Annotated in this window: 16 protein-coding genes; 6 read left to right on the forward strand and 10 right to left on the reverse strand. The window is 69.2% G+C overall.

Annotation, left to right across the window (positions count from 1 at the left end; translation table 11 throughout):
* Positions 1-8: 8 nt before the first annotated feature.
* Positions 9-1,625: an acyl-CoA synthetase gene (locus tag BLW75_RS11095; protein WP_198935791.1), complete on the reverse strand. Its 1,617-nt coding sequence runs from the start codon at positions 1,623-1,625 to the stop codon at positions 9-11.
* A 61-nt stretch (positions 1,626-1,686) separates the two neighbouring features.
* Here BLW75_RS11095 and BLW75_RS11100 point away from each other — a divergent pair, with 61 nt between their 5' ends.
* On the forward strand, positions 1,687-2,475 hold the full coding sequence (locus BLW75_RS11100; protein WP_034317118.1) for a crotonase/enoyl-CoA hydratase family protein: 789 nt from the start codon (positions 1,687-1,689) through the stop codon (positions 2,473-2,475).
* 60 nt (positions 2,476-2,535) lie between these two features.
* Here the strand turns inward: BLW75_RS11100 and BLW75_RS11105 are convergent, their stop codons facing one another.
* Positions 2,536-4,095 carry an acyl-CoA synthetase gene (locus BLW75_RS11105; RefSeq protein ID WP_034317121.1) on the reverse strand — a complete coding sequence of 520 codons (1,560 nt, stop codon included), beginning with the start codon at positions 4,093-4,095 and terminating at the stop codon, positions 2,536-2,538.
* A 53-nt stretch (positions 4,096-4,148) separates the two neighbouring features.
* Between BLW75_RS11105 and BLW75_RS11110 the strand changes: the two genes are divergently transcribed.
* The 3 genes from BLW75_RS11110 to BLW75_RS11120 are packed head-to-tail and all read left to right on the forward strand — an operon-like array spanning position 4,149 to position 7,398.
* Positions 4,149-5,177: a Zn-ribbon domain-containing OB-fold protein gene (locus tag BLW75_RS11110; protein WP_395766730.1), complete on the forward strand. Its 1,029-nt coding sequence runs from the start codon at positions 4,149-4,151 to the stop codon at positions 5,175-5,177.
* Between the two features lie 8 nt (positions 5,178-5,185).
* Complete coding sequence (locus BLW75_RS11115; protein ID WP_034317340.1) at positions 5,186-6,241, forward strand: thiolase domain-containing protein; 1,056 nt, start codon at positions 5,186-5,188, stop codon at positions 6,239-6,241.
* Entirely contained in the window at positions 6,238-7,398 is a 1,161-nt protein-coding gene (locus tag BLW75_RS11120) for a thiolase domain-containing protein (protein WP_034317126.1), read from the forward strand. Before BLW75_RS11115 ends, BLW75_RS11120 begins: the two co-directional genes overlap by 4 nt.
* Positions 7,399-7,402: 4 nt before the next feature.
* Here the strand turns inward: BLW75_RS11120 and BLW75_RS11125 are convergent, their stop codons facing one another.
* The 4 genes from BLW75_RS11125 to BLW75_RS11140 are packed head-to-tail and all read right to left on the reverse strand — an operon-like array spanning position 7,403 to position 10,739.
* Positions 7,403-7,609: a hypothetical protein gene (locus tag BLW75_RS11125; protein ID WP_034317129.1), complete on the reverse strand. Its 207-nt coding sequence runs from the start codon at positions 7,607-7,609 to the stop codon at positions 7,403-7,405.
* A 16-nt stretch (positions 7,610-7,625) separates the two neighbouring features.
* The gene (locus BLW75_RS11130; protein WP_034317132.1) at positions 7,626-8,648 is read right to left on the reverse strand and encodes a YhjD/YihY/BrkB family envelope integrity protein; all 1,023 of its coding nucleotides are present in this window, start codon (positions 8,646-8,648) and stop codon (positions 7,626-7,628) included.
* Positions 8,649-8,696: 48 nt separating this feature from the next.
* Entirely contained in the window at positions 8,697-9,485 is a 789-nt protein-coding gene (locus tag BLW75_RS11135) for a transglutaminase-like domain-containing protein (protein WP_034317135.1), read from the reverse strand.
* Between the two features lie 27 nt (positions 9,486-9,512).
* Positions 9,513-10,739, reverse strand: coding sequence for a cytochrome P450 (locus tag BLW75_RS11140; RefSeq protein ID WP_034317139.1), 1,227 nt, complete (start codon positions 10,737-10,739; stop codon positions 9,513-9,515).
* 244 nt (positions 10,740-10,983) lie between these two features.
* Here BLW75_RS11140 and BLW75_RS11145 point away from each other — a divergent pair, with 244 nt between their 5' ends.
* A complete protein-coding gene (locus BLW75_RS11145; protein ID WP_034317343.1) occupies positions 10,984-12,147 on the forward strand; it encodes a steroid 3-ketoacyl-CoA thiolase in 1,164 nt (387 codons plus the stop codon).
* A 6-nt stretch (positions 12,148-12,153) separates the two neighbouring features.
* Here the strand turns inward: BLW75_RS11145 and BLW75_RS11150 are convergent, their stop codons facing one another.
* On the reverse strand, positions 12,154-12,639 hold the full coding sequence (locus BLW75_RS11150) for a pyridoxamine 5'-phosphate oxidase family protein (protein WP_034317143.1): 486 nt from the start codon (positions 12,637-12,639) through the stop codon (positions 12,154-12,156).
* A gap of 40 nt (positions 12,640-12,679) precedes the next feature.
* Positions 12,680-13,525, reverse strand: coding sequence for an SCO6745 family protein (locus tag BLW75_RS11155; RefSeq protein ID WP_034317147.1), 846 nt, complete (start codon positions 13,523-13,525; stop codon positions 12,680-12,682).
* A gap of 63 nt (positions 13,526-13,588) precedes the next feature.
* Here BLW75_RS11155 and BLW75_RS11160 point away from each other — a divergent pair, with 63 nt between their 5' ends.
* Entirely contained in the window at positions 13,589-14,455 is an 867-nt protein-coding gene (locus BLW75_RS11160; RefSeq protein ID WP_034317150.1) for a GNAT family N-acetyltransferase, read from the forward strand.
* Positions 14,456-14,676: 221 nt separating this feature from the next.
* On the opposite strand, the gene BLW75_RS11165 is transcribed toward BLW75_RS11160, so the two are convergent.
* Positions 14,677-15,582 (reverse strand): SDR family oxidoreductase, encoded by a 906-nt coding sequence (locus BLW75_RS11165; protein ID WP_034317153.1) that lies wholly within the window; start codon positions 15,580-15,582, stop codon positions 14,677-14,679.
* Positions 15,579-16,376 carry an SDR family oxidoreductase gene (locus tag BLW75_RS11170; RefSeq protein WP_034317156.1) on the reverse strand — a complete coding sequence of 266 codons (798 nt, stop codon included), beginning with the start codon at positions 16,374-16,376 and terminating at the stop codon, positions 15,579-15,581. The genes BLW75_RS11165 and BLW75_RS11170 overlap by 4 nt, the downstream gene beginning before the upstream one ends.
* Between the last annotated feature and the right edge of the window lie 44 nt (positions 16,377-16,420).

Raw genomic sequence — 16,420 nt, forward strand, 5'->3', positions numbered from 1 at the left:
GTAACTCCTTACGCCGGTTGGATGCTGATGGGCTCGTGCTCGGCGGCGTAGCGCTCCGCCCAGGGATAGTCCGGTTTCCCGCTGGGTGACCGTCCGATCTCCTCGGCGAGCCAAAGACTGCGCGGCACCTTGTAGCCGGCGATCTCGGTCCGCACGTGTGCTTCGAGCGCGGCGAAATCGAGCTCCTTGCCGGAGCGCGGCTGGATCACCGCGGCCACCCGCTGGCCGAGCCGGTCGTCGGGGATGCCGATGACGAGCGCGTCGAAGACGTCGGGATGCGACTTGAGCGCGCCCTCGACCTCCTCCGGGTACACCTTTTCGCCACCGGTGTTCACGCACTGCGATCCTCGGCCGAGCAGGGTCACCGTGAGGTCGTCCTCGTAGCGCGCGTAGTCACCCGGGACGACATACCGCTTGCCGTCGACCTCCACGAAGATCTTCTCGGTCTTCGCGGGATCCTTGTAGTACCCGAGCGGGACATGCCCGCGCCGGGCGATCAGGCCGATCGCACCCGGTTTCGGCTCGACGAGCGCGCCGTCGTCGTCCACCAGGATCGCGTCCTTGCCGAAGTTGACCCGGGGGCCGGCGGAATGATCGCTGTCCTTGCTGACCATGCCGATGCCGGTGAACCCGCTTTCGGACGATCCGATCGCGTCGGTGATCACCACATGCGGGAGCAGCGACAGGAATTCCTGCTTCACCGATTGGGAGAACAGGGCGGCGTGACTCGACACCGCGACGATCGACGACGCGTCGTAGTCACCTTCGCGGTAGGCGTCGATCAGCGGCCGCGCCATCGCGTCGCCGACGATGGTGAGCACCTGGACCTTGTTGTCCTGCACGGCTTTCCAGACGTCGTGCGCGTCGAACCGCGGGACGAACACGACCGGGCTGCCGGTGAACAGCGCGCCGAACGCGGCCCACTGCGCGGCGCCGTGGATCAGCGGCGCGGCCGGGAGCCGGACGAGGCTGCCCGACTTGCCCTGTTCGGCGAGCGTCCATTCGTCCGGGACGTACTCGCCGGTGACGAAGTTGATGCCGCCGCCGAGCGCGCGCCAGATGTCTTCGTGGCGCCACAGGACGCCCTTGGGGTACCCGGTGGTGCCGCCGGTGTAGAGGATGTAGATGTCGTCGGCGCTGCGCTCGGCGAAGTCCCGCTCGGGGGATCCTTCGGCGAGCGCGGCTTCGTAGCCCACGCCGCCGTAGGACGAGTAGTCGCCGTCGCTTCCGTCGTCGACAACGACAACGTGTTTCAGTTTCGGCGTCTCCGGCAGGACGGCGGCGACCTTGTCCGAGTATTGGCGCTCGTGGACCAGCGCCACGAGGTCGGCGTTGTCGAACAGGTACCGCAGTTCGCCGTGGACGTAGCGGTAGTTGACGTTGACCGCGATCGCGCGCAGCTTGTACGCGGCGATCATCGATTCCAGGGCCTCGATCGAGTTCCGGGAATAGACACCGATGTGGGATCCAGGTCCCACGCCGTGTGCGGCGAGATGATGCGCCAGCCGGTTGGCGCGCTCTTCCAGTTCGGCGAAGGTGACCCGCCGATCGCCGCAGACGACCGCGATGCGCTCCGGCACGGCGTCGACGGCGTGCTCGAGTAGATCCGCGATGTTGAGTGCCACTCCCACAAAGTAGAACATGTTATCGTTCTGGGCAATGGCCGCTCTTTTGACGGAGGTCCCGGTGGGCGAACCGCACGCGCTGGTGGAAAAGATCGAACACACCCTCGTGGTCACGATGAACCGGCCGGAGGCCCGCAACGCGCTCAGCGGCGAGATGCTCGGGATCATGGTCGAGGCGTGGAACCGGGTCGACGAGGACGACGACATCCGATGCTGCGTGCTCACCGGCGCGGGTGGCGCGTTCTGCGCGGGCGCGGATCTGAAGTCGATGTCGAAGAACTCGCCGTCCGACTCGTTCGAGAAGGGCACGTTCGACCCCAGCCGGATCGAGGGCCTGCTCAAGGGCCGCCGGCTGACGAAGCCGTTGATCGCCGCCGTCGAAGGCCCCGCGATCGCGGGCGGGACGGAGATCCTGCAAGGTACGGACATCCGCGTCGCGGGGGAAAGCGCGAAGTTCGGCGTGTCCGAGGCGCGATGGAGCCTGTTCCCGATGGGCGGCTCGGCCGTGCGGCTCCCCCGTCAGATCCCGTACACCGTCGCCGCCGACCTCCTGCTGACCGGACGGCACATCAAGGCGGCCGAGGCACTGGAGATCGGCCTGATCGGCCACGTCGTCCCGGACGGGAAGGCCCTGGACAAGGCCATGGAGCTGGCCGGCCTGATCGCGGCGAACGGTCCCCTGGCGGTCCGCGCGATCCTCAAGACGATGCGCGACACCGAGGGCATGCACGAAGAAGAGGCCTTCAAACTCGACGCCCAGTACGGCATCGAGGTCTTCGCGAGCGAAGACGCGAAGGAAGGCCCCCGCGCCTTCGCCGAGAAGCGCAAACCCGTCTTCCGGGGCCGCTGACCCCCGCAATTCGTCACCTACTTGCGAGGACAGGACATCGCAAGTAGGTGACGAATTGCGTCAGGGGACGCGGTGGCCTTCCCAGTAGGGGTCGCGGAGCTTGCGCTTGTAGAGCTTTCCGTTCGGGTCGCGCGGGAGTTCGGGCAAGTAGTCGACGGAACGCGGGAGTTTGAACTTCGCCAGCCGCGACGCCGCGTACTCCAGGATCTCCGCGGTCAGCTCCTCGGAGGGCTCGACGCCGTCCGCGGGCTGGACGACGGCCTTGATCGCTTCGCCCCAGTCCTCGTGCGGGACGCCGAACACCGCGACGTCGGCGATCTTCGGATGCATCACCAGTTCGCCCTCGATCTCCGCCGGGTAGATGTTGACCCCGCCCGAGATGATCAGATCCGCCTTGCGGTCGTGCAGGAAGAGATAGCCGTCCTCGTCGAGATGCCCGACGTCGCCGAGGGTGAACAGGTCCCCGACCCGCGCCTTGTCGGTCTTGGCCCGGTCCTTGTGGTACTCGAACTTCGAGTCGCCCATCTTCATGTACACCGTGCCGGTCTCGCCGGCGGGCAGTTCCGTGCCCTCGTCGTCGAGGATCTTGATCGTCGAACCCGGCCACGGCAGCCCGACCGAACCCGGTTTCCTGAGCCACTCCTCCCCCGAGATCGCCGTCCCGCCGCCCTCGGTCGCCGCGTAGTACTCGGTGACGACCGGGCCCCACCAGTCGAGCATCCGGCGTTTGACCTCCAGCGGGCACGGCGCGGCGCCGTGGATCATCACCCGCAGCGAACTCAGGTCATAGGCCGCGCGGACGTCGTCCGGCAGCGCGAGCAGGCGGCGGAACTGCGTCGGGACCATGTGGCTGTGCGTGACGCGGTGCCGCTCGATCAGCCGCAGCATGTCCTCGGCGTCCCAGCGGTCCATCAGCACCGCGGTATGCCCCAGCTGCAGGGAGATCACGACGAAGTTCAGCACCGCCGTGTGATAGAGCGGCGACCCGCACAGATGCACGTGGTCGTCGTGCGGCGCGAGCCCGAAGATGCCGAAGAACCACGTCGACGCGCCCGGAACGGAGTCGGGGTCGGCGCCGGTCAGTGGCCGCCGCACCCCTTTGGGCCGCCCCGTGGTGCCTGACGTGTAGAGCATCGGCGAGCCCGCCGTGCGCCGCTCCGGACGTCCGTCGCCCTCGCCGGAGCCGAGTTCCTCGATCCGGCGGAAGCCTTCGACGTCGCCGACGGCGAACCGCCCGCGCTCCGGGATCCCGGCCTCGTCCGCGGCCGCGATCGCGACGTCGGCGAAGCGTTCGTGCGCGAGGAAAGCCTTGGCACCGCTGTCGGAGAGGATGTAGGCGACCTCCGGCCCGACCAGATGCCAGTTGACCACCACGATGTACAGACCGGACTGGATGGCGGCGAAGTAGGCCGCGACGAGTTCGTCGCCGTTGGGTTGCAGGACGACGACCACGTCCCCGGCCTCGAGCCCGAGCGCTTGCAGCCCCCGCGCGTAGGCGTTCGCTTTCGCGGCGAGCTCTCCGTATCCGATCGAGCGGCCGTCCGGATCGACGAGTGCGACCCGCTCCGGCCGGCGTTCGGCGATGTTCCAGACCCCAAGTGTCCCGGTGGCAGTCGACATACTCGCAAATCTAGAACGCGTTCCACTAGAGAGCAACCGTCAGCGAGGCCCAAATGGGCAGTCTTGCTCGAAAATCGAGAACGTGTTTCACTCAGGATGTGAGCGCACCTGAACTCCCGCTGTCGGCCCCGCTCAACGTGGGCTTCGACTACACGCGTTCGGTCGGCCCGGTGCTCGGCCGGTTCGTCAACGCCCTGCGTGAGCGCCGCGTCGAAGGCGTCCGGGGCAGCGACGGCCGCGTCCACGTACCACCGCTGGAATACGACCCCGTGACCGCCGAGGCGCTGTCCGAATTCGTGCCGGTGGCGTCCGAGGGCGTGATCGTCTCGTGGTCCTGGATCGCCGAACCCGTCGACGGCCAGCCGTTGTCGCGGCCGTTCGCGTGGGCGCTGATCCGGCTCGACGGCGCCGACACCTCGATCCTGCACGCGGTCGACGCGGGCAGCCCGTCGAACGTCCACACTGGACAACGGGTGCGGATCCGCTGGGCGGACGAGACCGTCGGCCACATCCGCGACATCGCCTACTTCGTCCCCGCCGACGGACCCGACACCGAAGCCACCGAGGCGCCTCCCCCGGTCGCGAAACGCGAAGAGGGCGCGCCGGTCAGCGTGGTGATCACGCCGATCCACCTGCGTTACGCGCATTCCGCGTCCCCGGAGGAAAGCCGGTACCTGCGCGGGCTCGCCGAGGGGAAGCTGATCGGCCAGCGCTGCCCGTCCTGCGAGAAGGTCTACATCCCGCCGCGCGGTGCCTGCCCGACCGACGGCGTCCCGACCACCGACGAGGTCGAACTGTCCGACACCGGCATCGTCACGACGTTCTGCATCGTGAACGTGCCGTTCCTCGGCCAGAAGATCAAACCGCCGTATGTGGCCGCGTACATCCTGCTCGACGGCGCGGACATCGCGTTCCTGCATCTGGTCCTCGGCTGCGACGCCGCCGAGGTCCGGATGGGCATGCGGGTGCGGGCCGCGTGGAAACCGCGGGACGAATGGTGGACGTCGCTCGAGAACATCGGCCATTTCGAACCGACCGGCGAGCCCGACGCACCCTACGAATCCTTCGCCCACCATCTGTGAGGACCACCGTGCCAGATGTAGCAGTCGTGGGCTTCGCGCAGGCCCCCAACGTCCGCAGCACCCCGGGCACCACCAACGGCGTGGAAATGCTGGTGCCCATCTTCGCCGAGGTCTTCGAGCGGACCGGTCTGTCCAAAGAGGACATCGGATTCTGGTGTTCGGGTTCCTCGGACTACCTCGCCGGCCGCGCGTTCTCGTTCATCGCCGCCGTCGACGCCATCGGCGCCTTCCCGCCGATCCACGAGTCGCATGTCGAGATGGACGCCGCCTGGGCGTTGTACGAGGCCTGGCTGAAGATCCGGATGGGCGAGGTCGACACGGCGCTCGTCTACGGCTTCGGCAAGTCGTCCGCCGGGCAGTTGCGACGGGTGCTGGCCCTGCAAATGGACCCCTACGTCGTCGCGCCGCTCTGGCCGGACTCGGTGAGCGTCGCCGGGATCCAGGCGAGGCTGGGGCTTGAATCCGGGCTCTGGTCGGAAAAAGATCTCGCCGAGGTCGCCGCGCGCAGCCGCGCGGACGCCGCCGGCAATCCGGCCGCGCAGGTCTCCGGAACGGTCGAGATCGCCGAACTCCTGGATGCCCCCTACTTCGCGGATCCCTTGCGGGCCCACGACATCGCTCCCATCACCGACGGCGCCGCAGTCCTCGTGCTCGCGTCGGCCGAGCGGGCGGCGGACCTCGTCGACAGCCCGGCGGTGATCACCGGGATCGAGCACCGCGTCGACTCCCCCGCGCTCGGCGTCCGGGACCTGACCAAGTCACCTTCGACGGTGGCCGCCGGACGGGCGCTCGATCTCGACGGCGTCGAGGTCGCGGAACTACACGCGCCGTTCACCCATCAGGAACTGATCCTGCGCGACGCGCTGGGCCTAGGCGACCAGGTCCGGATCAATCCCTCCGGTGGCGTCCTGACCGGCAATCCGATGTTCTCGGCGGGGCTGGCGCGGATCGGCGAGGCGGCGAACCGCATCCTCGACGGCAGCGCGCGCAAGACCCTCGCCCACGCGACCAGCGGCCCCGTCCTCCAGCAGAACCTGGTCGCGACCTTGGAGGTCCTCTCGTGAAGCACCTCGCGGCCGTACTGGGAACCGGCCAGACCCACCACAAGGCCAAACGCACCGACGTGTCCATGCCCGGACTGCTCCGGGAGGCCATCGACCGGGCGATGCTCGACGCGCAGACCGGCTGGGACGACATCGACGCCGTCGTCCTCGGCAAGGCGCCGGATCTGTTCGAGGGCGTGATGATGCCCGAACTGTTCCTCGCCGACGCCCTCGGCGCGACCGGGAAACCCTTGCTGCGCGTGCACACCGCCGGTTCGGTCGGCGGCTCGACCGCGCTCGTGGCGGCGTCGCTGGTGCAGGCAGGCGTGCACAAACGGGTGCTGACGGTGGCGTTCGAGAAGCAGTCCGAGTCCAACGCCATGTGGGGCCTGTCGATCCTGCCGCCGTTCCAGATGCCGGTGGGCGCCGGGGCGGGCGGGTACTTCGCGCCGCATGTGCGCTCGTACATCCGGCGGTCCGGCGCGCCCGACCACGTCGGCGCGATCGTCGCTGCCAAGGATCGTCGCAACGGAGCACTCAACCCCTACGCTCACTTGCGGCAGTCCGACATCACGGTGGAGTCGGTGCGGGCGTCACAGATGCTGTGGGACCCGATCCGCTACGACGAGACGTGCCCGTCCTCGGACGGCGCGTGCGCGATGGTGATCGGAGACGAAGCGTCGGGTGACGCCGTTCCCGGTGGCGCGGCGTGGATCCACGCGACCGCGATGCGCACCGAGCCGACCACGTTCGCCGGACGGGACCAGGTGAACCCTCAGGCGGGCCGGGACGCCGCCGCCGCGTTGTGGCGGGACGCGGGGATCACCGACCCACTGTCCGAAGTGGACGCCGCCGAGATCTACGTGCCGTTCTCGTGGTTCGAGCCGATGTGGCTGGAGAACCTGGGCTTCACCGACGAAGGCCAGGGCTGGAAACTCACCGAAGCCGGCGAGACCGCCCTCGGCGGGCGCTTGCCGGTCAACCCGTCGGGGGGCGTGCTGTCGTCGAACCCGATCGGGGCGTCCGGGATGCTCCGGTTCTCCGAAGCGGCCAAACAGGTGATGGGCCGGGCCGGGGACTACCAGGTCGACGGCGCGCGGATCGCGCTCGGGCACGCGTACGGCGGCGGTTCGCAGTTCTTCTCGATGTGGGTGGTGGGATCGGCCAAACCGAGCTGATCTCTCAGCCGCGGGTGGCGTCCTCGACCTTCCCCCGTCGGACATACAGGCGGATTCTGTTCGGCCGGAGGTCCAGTGTCACGGCTCCGTGTCCTTCCAGATCGACGACTTGAACCTCGAAGCCGTCGGCCTCGCCTTTCGCCCGTGCCTCGTCCACCCGCGAACCCACGAGCTCGGACAGCGCGAACGACGGTCCTCGATGACCGAACATCGGGCTCTCCCTTCCGTCAGGGGCGGCGGCGCGGCCGGAGGCGTTGCGCGGCCAGGGTCGCGACCACCCCGGTCACCGCGCCCACCAGCACCGGCTTCAGCCCGTGCCGGTCCGGTGCCGCCACCACGGGCCGGACCACCACGGGCGGCGGTGGGCGGACCGGGTCCGGCGGGGCGTCGCGAGCGGTCGCCGTCCAGGCTGTCACGAACACCAGCATCCGGGCTACCAGCGAGATGAAGAAGATGAGGCCGATGATGGAACCGAACGCGACCCCGGTCGGCGAGTTCCCGATCAAGCGCAGGTAGATCCCACCGGCCAGCTTCAGGAGTTCGAAGCCGACCGCCAGCGCGACGGCGCCACGCATCGCGCTGCGGACCCCGACCGGTTTCCGCGGCAGCCGGGTGAGCACCCAGAGGAAGACGAGCCAGTTGGCCAGCAGCGCCAAGGGAATCGAGATCGCCGACAGCACGTTGTGTCCCCAGGCGGTGTCGTCCACGCCGGCCAGCCCCAGCAGATATCGGCCGAGCGCGGACCCGGAAATCGTGATGGCGAAGGAGACCAGCAGGGCGCTCGCAAGGCCGAGCAGCGCGAGCAGATCCGCGGCGATCGTGCGCAGCAACGGGAGATCCGACCGGTTCTGGCCCCACAGCGCGGTGAGCGCGTCGCGGAGCGCGTTCATCCAGTTCCAGCCGGAGTACAACCCGATGATCAGACCGATGATCCCGACACTGGTGCGCTGCTCGACGAACCCGGTGAGCAGCTCCCCCGCCTTGTCACCGAGACCGCCGGGCAGGGTGCCGGTGAGCGCGCTCAGCATCGACTCGATCAGCTGCGGCTGGCTCGCCAGCACGAAGCCCGCCACCGAAACCGAGACCATGAGGATGGGCACCAGCGAGAACAGGCTGAAATAGGTGATCGACGCGACGTAGTGGTAACCGCCGTACTCGATGTAGCGGTTCACCGCCCGCGCCACGTGGTCCAGCCAGCGGTAGCGGGCACGCAGCCGCTGCCATTTCGTCGATGCTTGCTTCTCCCTCACCCGCCCATGTCTACCTCAGTGAGGTCACGGCTCGTGGTCAACACGCGATCAAGCGAGCGCGATCAGCTCCGCGCCGTCGTCCTCCGGCAGTGACGGGCCCGCGGTCGCCAGCACGGTGTTGCCGAGAAAGTCCAGCTCACAGCCGAGCGTGGAGAGGAACGCGGTGTCGGCGGCGTCCCGCCCGGTCGCGATCCGGCACAGGCTCTGCCTCGGCGCGAGGCCGGTGGCGTCGAACACGTACCAGCGGCCGTCGATCGCGGCCTCGAACACGGCGTGGAAGTCCATTGGGGACAGTCCGGGTGCGTAGACCGCCGCGAAGCGCGCGGGGATGTCGAGCACGCGGCACAACGAGATACAGACGTGCGCGTAGTCGCGGCACACCCCTTCCCCGGCGAGGTAGGTGTCGACGGCGTCATCGGTCGGCGAGCCCGAACCGACCACATAGGACAGGTGCTCGCGCACATGCCGGACGATCGCCTCGACCTGGGTGCGGGTGCCGGACAAGCCGCCGAAGCGGGACAGCGCGAGCCCGCCCATCCGGTCCGAGGGGCAGTACCGGCTGGGCCTGGTGTAGCGGATCAGATCGTCTTGGCCGACCGGCTCGGCGTCGGCCGGGCCGAGAGCGCGTTCGGCCCGGTAGCGCACGACGTGCTCCCCGGACGGCAGGTCGACGACCTGGGCACGGGTCCCGTGTTCGAACGCCACCTGGCGCGGCGGCGCGGGGTAGGCGAACTCCTCCCGGGCGGCCCCGCCCGCGAGCGCGACCACGAACGCGGCGGGACCGGGTTTCGTGACCCGGAAGGACATTTCGACGTCGACCTGAACGTGGGGACCCATGGCCCCATGGTGCCCCACGGCACCGGTTCAGGCGTAGCGGACCTGGTAGTGCTTGATCCCGTTGAGCCAGCTCGACCGGAGCCGGTCCGGCGGGGCCACTTCCGCGATGTCCGGCATGACGTCGGCGATGGCGTTGAAGATCAGATCGATCTCCAGCCGCGCGAGGTTGGCGCCGATGCAGTAGTGCGAACCCGTGCCGCCGAAGCCGACGTGCGGGTTGTCCTCGCGGAGGATGTCGAACTTCTCCGGCTCGTCGAAATGGTCCGGGTCGAAGTTCGCGGAACTGTAGAACATCCCGACCCGGTCGCCCTTGCGGATGTGCTGCCCGCCGAGTTCGGTGTCCCGGGTCGCGGTGCGCTGGAAGGCGACCACCGGCGTGGCCCAGCGGACGATCTCGTCCGGGGCGGTCTTCGGCCGCTCCTTCTTGTAGAGCTCCCACTGCTCGGGGTGATCGAGGAACGCCTTCATCCCGTGGGTGATCGCGTTGCGCGTGGTCTCGTTGCCCGCGACGGCCAGCAGGATGACGAAGAAGCCGAACTCGTCCGACGCCAGCGATTCGCCGTCGACGTCGGCCTGCACCAGCTTCGTGACGATGTCGTCCATCGGGCACTTGCGCCGTTCTTCGGCCATGTTCCAGGCGTAGCCGACGATCTCCGCCGACGCGGCGAGCGGCTCGACCTCGTACTCGGGGTCGTCGTAGGCGACCATCTGGTTGGACCAGTCGAAGACCTTGAGCCGGTCTTCCTGCGGGATGCCGATCAGTTCGGCGATGGCCTGCAAGGGAAGTTCGCACGCGACGTCGACGACGAAATCGCCGGAGCCCTTCTTCTTGGCCTCGCTGACGATTCGCTCCGCGCGATCGCGCAGGGTGTCCTCGAGCTTCGCGATAGACCGCGGCGTGAAGCCCTTCGACACGATCCGCCGCAGCTTCGTGTGCTGCGGGGCGTCCATGTTGAGCAGGACCAGGCGGTTGGCTTCGAGACTGTCGTCCGTCATGTTCTCGTCGAACCGGATGATCGCGGTCTTCTCCCGGGAGGAGAACAGCTCGCTGTCCCTCGACACCGCCTTGACGTCTTCGAGCCGGCTGACCACCCAGTAGCCGTCATCGCGGAAGCCCGCGGTGTTGTGCGGCTGCGGGTTCCACCAGACCGGTGCCGTACGGCGGAGTTCGGCGAACTCCTCCAGAGGCAGTCTGGTGGCGTAAAGATCCGGATCGGTGAAATCGAAACCGGCGGGGATCAGGGGAGCGGCCACGGGCTACCTCCTACGCGGTTCGCCAATGAAACACGTTCTAGACCCGATTGAAGCATACGGCGTTTACCAAGTGAAGAGTTTCTAGTGAAACCCGTTAACTCAACCGGCTTGGAGCATCCGACCCCTGAAAGGAGCAGGAACCGCGACCAGTGATCAAAATCGAGCCAACCCTGCGACTACTTGCTCAAATCAGGAACGTGTTCTACTTTTCGAGGTAGTGAACGCTGTTTCCCAGGAGGCGAACGTGGGTAGTCCGGTGATCGTCGAGGCGGTCCGCACCCCTGTCGGCAAGCGCAGGGGTCACCTGGCGGGGCTGCACGCCGCCGAGATCCTCGGCGCGGCGCAGCGTGCCCTGCTCGAACGCGCGGGGCTGGATCCCGCTCTGGTCGAGCAGGCGATCGGCGGCGCCGTGACCCAGGCGGGCGAGCAGGCGGGCAACGTCACGCGCACCGCGTGGCTGCACGCCGGACTCCCCGAGACCACGGGCGCGACCACCATCGACGCCCAGTGCGGCTCGGCGCAGCAGGCGACGCATCTGATCGCCGGGCTCATCGCGGCCGGTGCGATCGACGCCGGCGTCTCCTGCGGGGTCGAGGCGATGAGCCGGGTCCCGCTGGGCGCGAACCGCGGCGAGGGCATCGGCACGCCCCGTCCGGAGTCGTGGTCGATCGACATGCCCAACCAGTACGGCGCGGCCGAGCGGATCGCGGAACGCCGCGGGATCACCCGCCAGGACGTCGACCGGTTCGGCACGGAGTCCCAGGCCAAGGCCGCCGCCGCGTGGGCAGCGGGGCATTTCGACCGCGAGGTCGTCGCGGTGAAGGCCCCCGTGCTCGGCGAGGACGGCACGCCGACCGGTGAGACACGGCTGGTGGCCCGCGACCAAGGCCTCCGCGAGACGACCGTCGAAGGGCTCGCCAAGCTCAAGCCCGTCCTCGAAGGCGGCGTGCACACGGCCGGGACTTCGTCGCAGATCTCCGACGGCGCCGCCGCGCTCCTCCTGATGGACTCGGATCGGGCCAAGGCACTGGGCCTCAAGCCGCGAGCGCGGATCGTCTCGCAGGCACTGGTCGGCGCGGAGCCGTACTACCACCTCGACGGCCCCGTGCAGGCGACCGAACGCGTCTTGGCCAAGGCGGGGATGGCGATCGGCGACCTCGACCTCTTCGAAGTCAACGAGGCCTTCGCTTCAGTTGTGTTGTCGTGGCAACGGGTGCATCGGCCCGACGAGGGCAAGGTCAACGTGAACGGTGGCGCGATCGCGCTCGGGCATCCCGTCGGCAGCACCGGCGCCCGCCTGCTGACCACGGCGTTGCACGAACTGGAACGCCGTGACGCGAGCACCGCGCTGGTGACGATGTGCGCCGGCGGCGCGCTTTCCACCGGCACGATCATCGAACGGATCTAGCCGCCGCTAGTCCAGGCCGACCTCGACCACCGGACCGTTGTCCGGCCTCGCGAGCCGTTTGCTCCCCTGACCCTCCTTCCAGTAGTCGAAAAAGATGGTGTTGCCCTCGACCCAGGTCAGCACCGCCTCGGTGAGGTCGAGCCGGAAGACGTGCGCCTCCCCGTCGTCACCCTGCAGGCGGGCGACCTCCGCCGGATCGGTGATCTCGACGGCCTTTCCCGACACCTTCGCGTCCGCGCCGCCCTCGTCGATCGCCGAGGCGGCGTGGATCGCGAACCTGCCGTCGCGTTGCAGATCCTTCGCCTTCATCGCGCCGATCATCGAACCGATCAGCAGGTCCCGCTCACGGAAATCGACCTCACTGCCACTGACCCTGGGCGAGCCGTCCCTCCGGACCGTCGCCAGCACATGCGACTTCGCCGCGGTGAACCGCTCCTTGATCTTCTCCGCCAGCGCGGGTGCCTCTTCACTGAACTGCTGCCACGTCGCCATGCCGGACAGCGTCCCACCGGGGTCCGACAGTTTCGAGCGGTCAGGGCCGCGGCGCCCCCATCGGGTTCGGCAGCGGGATCGCTCCGGCGTCGAAGACGCGGCGGCTCAGCGGGACGGCGATCCGCACGGCCTCGGCGGCCCCGTCCTCGCCGAGTGCTTCGAGCGGACCGGCGGCGAGACGATCGGTGTCGTCCTCGATCCGTTGGCGCAGCGCGATTCCCGGTCCGGTGAGCGTCAAGTCGCCGTCGAGGATGCCCCGTTCGGACAACCTCGCGACGCTCTCGTCCCACTCGTCGTCGGACCAGCCGCGGTTGACCTGGATGACCTCGCGGGTCACCGCTCCGCTGCCGATGTGGGTCAGCGTCGTGTCGAGCCCGCGCAGTCCGGCCGCGACGGCGGAGAGCACGTGACCGTCCCCGCGATGCTCGCGCAACACCGTCGCCGCGAGCCAGATCCGGCCGGCGGGGGTGGCGGGCCTGGCGACCGAAGACCAGGCGGCGGCGAGTGGCCTGGCCGCGTAGTCGGCACCGGCGACGGCGAGCTCCAGCAGCTCGGCGAGTTCCGCGAGAGGCGCGTCGGCGGGCAGGATCCGGTTCAGGGCTTCCTCGACGGCGGCCATCCGGCTCTGGAGGACCGCCGCGGGTTCGGCGTACTTCCACGCGTCGGGCAAGGATCGCGCGACCATCCTCGGGGCGAATCCGAAGAGCATCGCGGTCGCGGGCGGTTCCGGCAACGGCCCGAGCGGCGCGACCCGGCCGGCGAAGTAGCCCATCCACCAGCTCGGCAGGCCCACCGTCTTGGCCGCGGCCGCCGTTTCCGGCGCGAAGTAGACGACGGCGTGCAGTGGCTCGACCGCTTCCCAGAGACGGCGCTGAAGTGACTTCACGTCTCCATCTTGCCGCGCCGAAAACCGGATGCGGCCGATCGCGGTGTGGTGTGTGATCGCGGCATGGCGATCACCGTGGAGAAGCCGGGACCCGGCGGACTGAACGAGGCCGTGGAAGCCCTGCGGGAGTGGCAATCCGAAGGCGCGGCTTGGCAGATACATCCCGGCGACCTCGGCTGGTTCTGGCGCTCGGGGGCGGAGGCCACGGCCGCGGCGGTCCGGATCTGGCGCCGGGACGGGCGGATTCTCGCCGTCGGGCTCCTGGACGGAGCCGACCTCCTGCGCGTGACGACCGCACCCGATGTCCGCCGGGACGAGGAACTGGCGCGGCGGATGGCCGAAGACGTGATCGAGCCGGAGCGCGGTGTGCTGCCGCCGGGGGAGGCGGCCGTCGAGGCGCCGATGGACGCTCTGCTCCAGGAACTGCTGCCCCGGCACGGCTGGCACGCCGGCGAACCGTGGACGCCGCTGAGCCTCGATCTCGCCGAACCGGTGAAGGCCCCGGACCTGCGGATCGAGACGATCGGACCGGACAACTGCCACGTCTGGGCCGACGTGATGCGAGGAGCGTTCGACGGCTCGACGTTCACCCCCGACAAGTGGCGCACGATGGCGACCGGTGCGCCGTACGCCGACTCCCGGTACCTGGTCGGGTACGACGAGCGGGGCGACGCCGTCGCCGCGGTCGCCGTGTGGTCGGCAGGCGTGGGGAAGCCCGGGATCCTCGAGCCGATGGGCGTGCACCGGGACCATCGCGGGCACGGGCACGGCAGGGCGATCACCCTCGCCGCGGCTGCCGCGCTCCGCGAGCTCGGCTCGTCGAGCGCGGGCGTGAACACGCCGAGTTCCAACGTCGCCGCCGTCGCGACCTACGAATCGGGCGGGTTCCGGCGGCTTCCCGAAGTCCGGGACCTGGCGCGAGACGCCTGAGCTGAAGGGCGCCTTGGGCACGTTCTTCCGGTGATCCGGTGGACGACACGCGTGCTTGGATGGACGACACGCGTGATCAGGCGGACGACACGCCGCGCGACCCGACCGCGCGTCGTGTCGTCCATCCAGTCACGCGTGTCGTCCACCGGATCACGCGTGTCGTCCGGCTGGTCACGGGAAACAGCCGGTGCCGGCCCCGTGACGAGACAGGACCAAAAGACTCAAGCCCCGTATACGGGTTCAGGTTCGGGAGCATCCGCCAGCAACTCCGCCACGACGGGCCCGAGTTCGGCGGGTGACCACCGGGAACCCTTGTCCCGCACCGCGCCGTGCCGCCAGCCCTGCGCGATCGAGACGCGTCCGCCGTCGACCTCGAACACCCGGCCGGTGACCCCGGACGACTCCTCGCTGCCGAGCCACACCACCAGCGGCGACACGTTTTCCGGTGCCATGGCGTCGAAACCGTCCTCCGGCGCGGCCATGTCGTCGGCGAAGGCGACTTCGGTCATCCGGGTGCGGGCGGCCGGGGCGATCGCGTTCACGGTGACGCCGTACCGCGCGAATTCGGTGGCGGCGACCAGCGTGAGCCCCAGGATCCCGGACTTCGCGGCCGCGTAGTTCCCCTGTCCGACGCTGCCGAGCAGACCCGCGCCCGAGCTGGTGTTGATCACCCGCGCGGCCCGCGTCCGGCCCGCCTTCGCCTCGGTTCGCCAGTACTCGGCGGCGTGCCGCGTCGGCGCGAAATGCCCCTTCAGGTGCACGCGGATGACCGCGTCCCACTCGTCCTCGCCGAGGTTGACCAGCATCCGGTCGCGCAGGAACCCCGCGTTGTTGACCAGGACGTCCAAACCGCCGAACGTTTCGACGGCCGTCCGCACCAAAGCCGCGGCGCCGTCCCACGAGGCGATGTCGTCGGTGTTCGCCACCGCCTTGCCGCCGAGCGCCTCGATCTCGTCGACGACGTCCTGCGCGGGCCCGGCCGATCCTCCGCTTCCGTCGATCGCGGCGCCGAGATCGTTCACCACCACCCGCGCGCCCTCGGCGGCGAACGCGAGCGCGTGCGCCCGTCCGATGCCACGACCGGCTCCGGTCACCACCACGATCCGGCCGTCGGCGATCCCGCTCACACCGGCTCCTTTCGTTCTTTCACCAGGGAATTGGAAGCGGCGAGGAAGGCAGGCACCTCTCCCCCGCCGTGCACGGTCAGGCAGGCGCCGCTGACGTAGGAAGCCAGCGAGGACGCCAGGAACACCGCGCACGAACCGATCTCGTCCGGTTCGGCCAACCGTCCTAACGGGACGGTCGCGCCCACCGCCGCGATCCCCGCCTCGTCGCCGTAGTGCAGATGGGAGTGCTCCGTTCGCACCATGCCGACGTCGAGCCCGTTGACCCGCACCTTCGGCGCCCACTCCACGGCGAGCGACGCGGTCAGGTTGTCGAGTCCCGCCTTCGCGGCGCCGTAGGACGCCGTCCCCGGCGACGGTCTCGTCGCGCTGACGCTGCTGATGTTCACGATCACGCCACCGCTTTCCTGGCGCTGCATGATCGCGTTCGCCGCGCGGGCGACGGTCAACGGCGCCAGCAGGTTCAGCGCGACGATCTTTTCGTGGAACCGAGGCGAGGCGTTCGCCGCCTCGGCGTACGGCGCGCCGCCCGCGTTGTTGACCACGACGTCGAGCCTGCCGTGCCGCCGGACGACCTCTTCGACGAGCGCGTCGACCTCTTTCGGGTCGCGGACGTCGCAGGAGATGAACGTCGACGTCCTGTCCCCGGCGCGGACGAGCCGCTCGGGTTCGGTGCGCGCACAGGTGACGACATCGGCTCCGGCGCGCAGGAAAGTCCTGGTGACACCGGCGCCGACGCCGCGTACCCCGCCGGTCACCAGCACCACGGCGCCGTCGAGCCGGAGTTCGAGTGCCATGCCGGGCCTCCTTCACGTCGCTGTACCCGGGCCGGACGTCCTGC

Origin of the sequence: Amycolatopsis lurida, from assembly GCF_900105055.1 — a bacterium.
Taxonomy (GTDB): Bacteria; Actinomycetota; Actinomycetes; order Mycobacteriales; family Pseudonocardiaceae; genus Amycolatopsis; species Amycolatopsis lurida.